General features: G+C 71.5%; 5 protein-coding genes and 1 CRISPR repeat array. Of the genes, 2 read left to right on the forward strand and 3 right to left on the reverse strand.

Features of this window, described 5'->3' with window-relative positions; genetic code table 11:
- Nucleotides 1-96: 96 nt before the first annotated feature.
- The 3 genes from IF99_RS0129635 to IF99_RS0129645 all read right to left on the reverse strand — a co-directional run bounded on the left by IF99_RS0129635 (nucleotide 97) and on the right by IF99_RS0129645 (nucleotide 3588).
- The gene (locus IF99_RS0129635) at nucleotides 97-1299 is read right to left on the reverse strand and encodes a helix-turn-helix domain-containing protein (RefSeq protein WP_031001430.1); all 1203 of its coding nucleotides are present in this window, start codon (nucleotides 1297-1299) and stop codon (nucleotides 97-99) included.
- Between the two features lie 1238 nt (nucleotides 1300-2537).
- Nucleotides 2538-2741, reverse strand: a complete 204-nt coding sequence (locus IF99_RS0129640) for a DUF397 domain-containing protein (protein WP_031001431.1) — start codon at nucleotides 2739-2741, stop codon at nucleotides 2538-2540.
- The gene (locus IF99_RS0129645; protein ID WP_031001433.1) at nucleotides 2731-3588 is read right to left on the reverse strand and encodes a helix-turn-helix domain-containing protein; all 858 of its coding nucleotides are present in this window, start codon (nucleotides 3586-3588) and stop codon (nucleotides 2731-2733) included. Before IF99_RS0129645 ends, IF99_RS0129640 begins: the two co-directional genes overlap by 11 nt.
- Nucleotides 3589-3774: 186 nt before the next feature.
- On the opposite strand from IF99_RS0129645, the gene IF99_RS0129650 reads away from it, so the two are divergent.
- The gene (locus IF99_RS0129650) at nucleotides 3775-4242 is read left to right on the forward strand and encodes an ATP-binding protein (RefSeq protein ID WP_324604397.1); all 468 of its coding nucleotides are present in this window, start codon (nucleotides 3775-3777) and stop codon (nucleotides 4240-4242) included.
- 730 nt (nucleotides 4243-4972) lie between these two features.
- Nucleotides 4973-5746, forward strand: a complete 774-nt coding sequence (locus tag IF99_RS0129660) for a FadR/GntR family transcriptional regulator (RefSeq protein ID WP_031001440.1) — start codon at nucleotides 4973-4975, stop codon at nucleotides 5744-5746.
- A 116-nt stretch (nucleotides 5747-5862) separates the two neighbouring features.
- A CRISPR array of direct repeats spans nucleotides 5863-6636; the repeat unit is 28 nt; unit sequence CTGCTCCCCGCGCGTGCGGGGATGGACC.
- The last annotated feature ends 135 nt before the right edge of the window (nucleotides 6637-6771 follow it).

A 6771-nucleotide genomic window follows, 5' to 3' on the forward strand; every position in this document is an offset into this window, starting at 1 on the left:
GCGGTAGGGGGGCGGGCGGTACGGGCGCGGGGGAGAGCCGACGGCCTGGCCCGTACCCGTCCCGTTCCCGCCGCCCCGCTCCCGCCCCGGGGCCCCTCAAGCCCCGAGCCACGACCCGTACGACAGGAACGAGTCCGGCAGTTGCCGCTTGGCCGCCTCCAGCGCCGCGTACGTCTCCCGGACCGTCGCGTGGTAACGCGCCTGCTGCGGCGCGGCCTTGCGCGCGGCGAGAAGGTGCGTGAAGGCCCCCGAGAGGTCACCCGTCCACACCTGGGCGCGGGCGAGTTCGGCGTAGTGGTGGCTGCGGCGCGAGGCGGGCCAGTCCGCGGGGAAGGTGATCCGTACGCCGTCGCGCGCGGCGCGCCCGTAGTCGTCGAGTTCGGCGGCGACCGAGACGCGGTGCACGGCGACGTTCGTCGGCCCGAAAGAGAGCCAGTGCACGCGGGTCGCCTCACCGGTCCCGTGCGCGATCCGCTCGGCCTCGTCGAGGTGCGCCCCCGCCGCCTCGGCGTCCCGCGCACGCCCCGCCATGACGGCGGAGCCAAGGTGCAACTGCCCTGTCACCACGTCCCGTTCGCGTCCCGGCTCCGCCTGTTCGAGCGTGTCGAGACCGAGCCGCATGAGGCGTTCGCCCGTCCGGTACTGGCCCTCGCGGAGGTAGGTGAGGGCGCGCATGTAGCGGTGCATGGAGCTGACGACGGCGCAGCTCGCCCGCTGCGCGGCCCAGTCCATGCGGGCGAGCGACAGCGCGGCGAGGTCGCCGAAGCCGAGCTTGGAGCTGACGTCGTACGCGGTCCGGTACGTACGGGCGAGCAGCGACCAGCCCTCCGTCGAGCCGGTACGGTGCGCGAACGTCGTCACCTCCTGCACGAGCGCGGCGACGCGCCCCGCGACCCGCTTGATCTCCCCCGCCCGGACGAGTCCGAGCAACTCCTCCGCCTCGCTGTCCAGTTGCTCGTACGGCCTCGGGTGCACGTCCGGGTCGGCCCCGAGGTCGTACACGTCGAGCGCCTCACGGATCGGCCGGATGAGCACGTCCAGCTCGTCCTGTCGCAACTCCGTGTAGTACGGCTGGCCCGTGATCGCCGCGACATCGACGCGCAGCGCCCGCGCGATGCACGCCGTGACGTGCGGGGTGAGCGGGATGAGGGCCTTCTCCGTCTTCGTGATGGTCGAGTACGAGAGCCCGGCGAGATCGGCGAGCGCCTTCTGCGTGAGGTGCCGCTCCTGCCGCAGCCGCTTGATGCGGATACCGGTGGGAGTGCTGAGACGGTCGTCGACGGGCGCGATTTCTTGCATGGGGGGCTCCGGGGGGAGGGGCGGCGCGGCGTGAGCAAGGTAGTGGGGCTCGCCGGCGCGGCGCGCGGGGAGAAGCGTCGTTCACTCTCACGAGGGCGGGTTTCGGGCGGCGCGGCGGTGGCGTTCGATGGCGAGGGGTGGCGGACCCGCTCCGCCGCGGTCTCCGCCTCGGCCGTACGGCCTTCGGCGGGGGAATACCCGCTGGGCCGGACGGTACGGGGGCGCGTCCAGGGCTCGCCGAGGCGCGCCCGGGGGGCCACCGGCCCCCCGTACTCCGGCCACTGCGCCGCCGTGCTCCGCCGATGCGAGCCGAGCGCCCCCTGTGAGCGGATGCGGGGGGCGGGTGCGCGGGGGCGGGTGCGCGGCGGCGCTGGCGGTCGGGGGGGCCGAGCCGGTGGTGGGCGGCGTGGTCGCGGTGGGTGGCGGACGCTAGGCTACGGGCGGTCTGCGGGGCCTGTGTCGCACCCTCTTGTCCGAAAAGCCGGACATTCCACTTCTTGCTGCATCGGCACGGCCCCGAAGACAAAAGCGCTGCTCACGCAGTCTGCTCCCCGCAGGCGCGGGGATGGTCCCACGAGTAGCCCATCGAGCTGATTGACGCGGAACTGCTCCCCGCAGGCGCGGGTAGGGTCCCTACCCCCCGCTTCGGCCCGACGAAGAGGTCTGCTGCTCCCCGCAGGCGCGGGGATGGCCCCTAGGGGCGACCGACAATCGCCAGAGTGAGCACCTGCTCCCCGCAGCGCGGGGATGGCCCTATCCACGGCGCGATCATCGACGAGCTGCACGACTGCTCCCCGCAGGCGCGGGGATGGCCCCTCCCACCTCCCGCGGGCCCACATGGTGTGGTGCTGCTCCCCGCAGGTGCGGGGATGGTCCCATGCGGACGCGGGTCAGCCCGTCGTCGGTCATCTGCTCCCCGCAGACTCGGGGGTGGTCCCATCTACGCCTCGATGCGGTACGCCCTCGGCTCCTGCTCCCCGCAGGCGCGGGGATGGTCCCGAGACGAGTGGCCCCATGTCGGTGCAGCGCCCCTGCTCCCCGCACCAGCGGGGATGCCGCCGCCCGTGGCGTAACCGCCCGGTCGGTCATACCTGGGTGTGTACGGAATGCGTACGTACCCGGGCCAGGTGCCAGCCGCGCCGTACTGCGCAAGCTCTGCACAGGCCGCAGCCCGAGCACACGCGGACCTGTGCTGTGGGGGAGGTCCGGTGTGGCTCGGGCGGCGAGTGTGGAGCAGGTCAGCCGTGCGCGCTGTCGAGGAATCGGCGCCACGCCGGCGGGCTGAATCCGAGGTGCGGGGAGGCGGGGACCTTGGAGTCGCGGACGGCGAGGTGGGTCGCGTACGAGGCGACCTCGACGCAATTCGTGTCGTAGTTGGAGTAGGAGGATTTCCGCCACGGAGGGCTCGCCCGGCCGGTGGTCAACAGAAGCTCAGTGCGCATGACGTAGTGCGTCTCCAATGAGGTCGCGGCTTTCTTCCGGAGGAAGGGCCGCCATGTTGAGGCGCCGGAAGCGGGCGTTGAATCGCTCGGCGGCTGCGGCCTCTTCGTAGTAGATGGTGCCCTCGCCCTGCTCGGTGAAGGCGATGTCGCCGGTATCCGCGAAGCGCAGGATCGCGAAAGGCCCGTAGAGAAGCACGTTGGCGGGACTTGTCGCCGGCAACACCTGCAACTCGACGGACGGGAGGGCGGCGGCTTCGTAGAGGTGCGCCAATTGCTCCCGGTGAACCTCGGTCCCGCCGACTTCGGAACGGAGCACCGTCTCGGAGATCACGCACCAGAAGCGGTAACCCTCCTCCCGGGTCAGAATGCGCTGACGTTCCTGCTTCAGCTCGGCCTGTTCCGACACTTCCGCGTCCGGCCGCGTCGGTTGAGTCAGCCGTACGACCGCCTCCGTATAGGCAGCCGTCTGAAGAAGGCCGGGAACGAGGAAGGGCTCGACGGTGAGCATCTCCGTGCTGTCCCACTCGACCGCGATGTATCCCAGGTACTCCGCACGCGCCTTTTGGGCGTACTGCGCCCACCACCCCTTCTTTCGCGCGTCCTTCGCCAGCTCCTCGATCTCGCGCCGGGTGTCCGGGTCCCGAACGCCGTAAGCGTCGAGCAGGGTGCGCAGGTCGAGGAGCCGGATACCGGAGCGGGCGTTCTCGATGCGGGTCAGTTTCGACTCGGCGCACGACAGGATCTCGGCCGCGTCCGAGTGCTTGAGGCCGGCGGCGAGGCGCAACTCCTTCAGCCGTCTCGCCAGGCGCCGTTGGCGCATCGTCGGGACGTTGGTCGAGACCGGCACGGGGCACCTCCACAGAGCGGTCACCAGTGTGGGCGAAGCGGCGCGAGCAGGCAATCCACTGAGATAGCGACTCGCTGGATCGAGTGATGGCTCATTTCATCAAGGTAGTGAGTCGCTACCTTGCGTGCTATCTCTGGACCTTCCACTCAACTCCCGCTTGCGAGCAGGAGAGATGCGAGGTGTCGCGTGAACGGGTCCACCAGTGGCGCTACGGCGCGGGTCTGCCTGCCCCGTAGACGTACCAGCGTGCGCAAGGCGCGGGATTTCGCCCGGAAGACGGCGAGGGTGTGGGGGTGTTGCGAACTCGCGGACTCGCTCGTGCTCATCGTCTCGGAGCTGGTCACCAACGCGGTCGTGCACGCGCGTTGCGGCGCGGGACGGCAGGTGGCGCTCACGCTCGTACGGGGGGAGGGGGCCGTGCGGGTCGAGGTGCGGGACAGCGGGCGCGGCGGGCCGGCGCCGCGCGGGGCCGTGGCGTTCACCGAGGAGAGCGGGCGCGGACTCGCTGTCGTGGACGCGATGGCGGCGGACTGGGGGGTGCGGGACGAGGTCGTGGGCAAAACGGTGTGGGCGTTGCTCACCCTGGAGCCGGACGAGTCGAACGTATCCGCCCACGGGCAGGAGGTGGCCGGCCGTGCGACCCCTCGCGCGTGACGCGGAACGGCTGCTGTACGAGGACACGGCCGTCCCGGGCGTGCGTACCCGCTCCTGGTGCCTGATGTGTGGCGCGTACTCGCCGGAGGAGGTGAACGGCGACTCGGTACGGACGTGGTGCCTGGAGCACAACCGGGTGACCGCGCACGGAAGTTACCGGCTGGCGGAGACGCGATACCTGGTGGTGGAAAAGAGGGAGGCCCCGGGTGGGTGCCGCTGTGGGGGCATGGAGGGGGCGCGGCAGGATTGAGGGGGGCGGTCGGTTCCGAGGCATAGGCGACCCTGCGAGAGCGGGCTACGCTGCGGAGGGTGGTCGGACGAGGTGCTTTGCCCTCTAGTGTCGGCAATGCCGGATCATGCGCTTCTTGGGGAAACGGCCCTGTCTGAAGGGAAAGATGGCTGGTCAAGCAGACTGCTCCCCGCGTGCGCGGGGATGGTCCCCACGCTGGCCCGCGAGCTGCATGAGGAGACCGCTGCTCCCCGCGTGCGCGGGGATGGTCCCAGGCCCTCAATGTCGGGCGGCGCCTCGGGGCTCTGCTCCCCGCGTGCGCGGGGATGGTCCCTCCGCCGTACGGGCGTCACCGAAGAACGACGCCTGCTCCCCGCGTGCGCGGGGATGGTCCCCATGCGCAGCCAGCTTGTACGGCCAGTACCTTGTTCCCTGTACGCGCGGGGGTGGCTTCGCCTCGCTCCGCCCTCCGCCCGGCGTCGCCTTCCGCGGCCCCCCGCTATGCTCCCCCGCATGTCCACCACCCCCGCCCCCGAGCCCGCCCGCCGTGGCCTTCTCACCGAGCGCATCGCCCGTGAGCTGGAGCACGGTATTCGGACGGGGGAGTACGCGCCCGGGGACAAGCTGCCCTCCGAGCGGGAGCTTTCGGTGCGGTTCGGCGCGAGCCGGAACGTCGTGCGGGAAGTGTTGCGGCGCCTGGAGGCGCAGCAGCTCATCGAAGTGGCAGCGGGGCGCGGGTCCTTCGTACGGGAGCAGACGTCCGCACAGGCGCGAGGGTACGACGCGCTGTACCGGGCCGGGCGTCCCACCGTGCGGCAGCTCATCGAGGCGCGGCTCCCTCTGGAGACGGAGATGGTCCGCCTTGCTACGGAGCGCGCGACGGACGAGGACCTCGGGGTGATGCGGGCTGCCGTCGTCGCCCTGGAGTCCGCCGACGAGCCGGTGAGCAAGGCGCGGGCGGACCTGGAGTTCCACGAGGCCATCGCGGTCGCGGCCGGGAACCCCGTGCTGCGGATCATGCTCTCGTCCATCAGCGGGATGATGTTCGAGATGATGCTGCGGTCCAACTCCGACCCGAGCATCGCCGAGCCGGGCGTGCCGCACCATCCCGAGATCTTCGAGGCCATAGAGCGACGGGACCCGCCCCTGGCCGCCGAGCGAATGCGCGCGCACTTGCGCCTGGGCCTGCGGACGTACGGCCGGGACCTCGATGTGCAGGTAGACGTGATGGCGAAGCAGCACATCGAGATGCTGCTGGGGGAGCGGAGGAGGTGAGGGGTGACGTGCGAGGTGATGCCCTGCCCTGTATGCCTTCTATGGCAGATATGCCGGAATGCGCGATTGTTGCGCGGCAGACCGTGAGCCGGAGGTAAACCCCCAGGTCCGAAAGACTGCTCCCCGCGCGTGCGGGGATGGACCCCCCTCCCCCGCCGCCCCGCTCGTGGCGTACCACTGCTCCCCGCGCGTGCGGGGATGGACCTTATCCCCCCAGTGGGAGAGAGAGCGCCGCGGGCTGCTCCCCGCGCGTGCGGGGATGGACCCGGCTCAGGAGCGGGCGGCAACACGACGTCCTTCACGGACACCGACTGCTCCCCGCGCGTGCGGGGATGGACCTCGGTCGCCGGTGGGGTTCTTCGGGTCGTCTTTGCTGCTCCCCGCGCGTGCGGGGATGGACCCCCCGTTGAGGCCCGCCGCGGGCGGTTCGCCTCCTGCTCCCCGCGCGTGCGGGGATGGACCCCCCCGTGGCACGGCCGTGCCGCAGCTTGCAAGCCTGCTCCCCGCGCGTGCGGGGATGGACCTCCGGCCTTCAGGCGCACCACGGAGTCGTAGAGCTGCTCCCCGCGCGTGCGGGGATGGACCCGACCTGGCTGTTTCTGGTCGGGGTCTCGGTGGCTGCTCCCCGCGCGTGCGGGGATGGACCCCACCCGCCGGGGTCGCCTGCACGAAGTGCCGGCTGCTCCCCGCGCGTGCGGGGATGGACCCGCGGCCGCGGACCCGATCGTCGTCGCGGGCCGCTGCTCCCCGCGCGTGCGGGGATGGACCCAGTTCACGCAGCGACTCAATGGGCGATGAGCCCTGCTCCCCGCGCGTGCGGGGATGGACCCACCCTGCGGGCCGTCGTCGCCGAGCGGTCGGACTGCTCCCCGCCCGTGCCGGAATGAACCCCTGGCGCCCTCAGTCGCCCCTCACCCTCCAAAGCCCCATCCCCCTCCCTCACCCCCTACCGTCCCCCGCCCCCTCCTGCTAGCCTCCTTCCCGCCCAACTGGTCCTACCAGTCGGACCAGGGTCCCGCCACCCC

This window comes from Streptomyces sp. NRRL F-5630 (assembly GCF_000719475.1).
GTDB lineage: Bacteria > Actinomycetota > Actinomycetes > Streptomycetales > Streptomycetaceae > Streptomyces.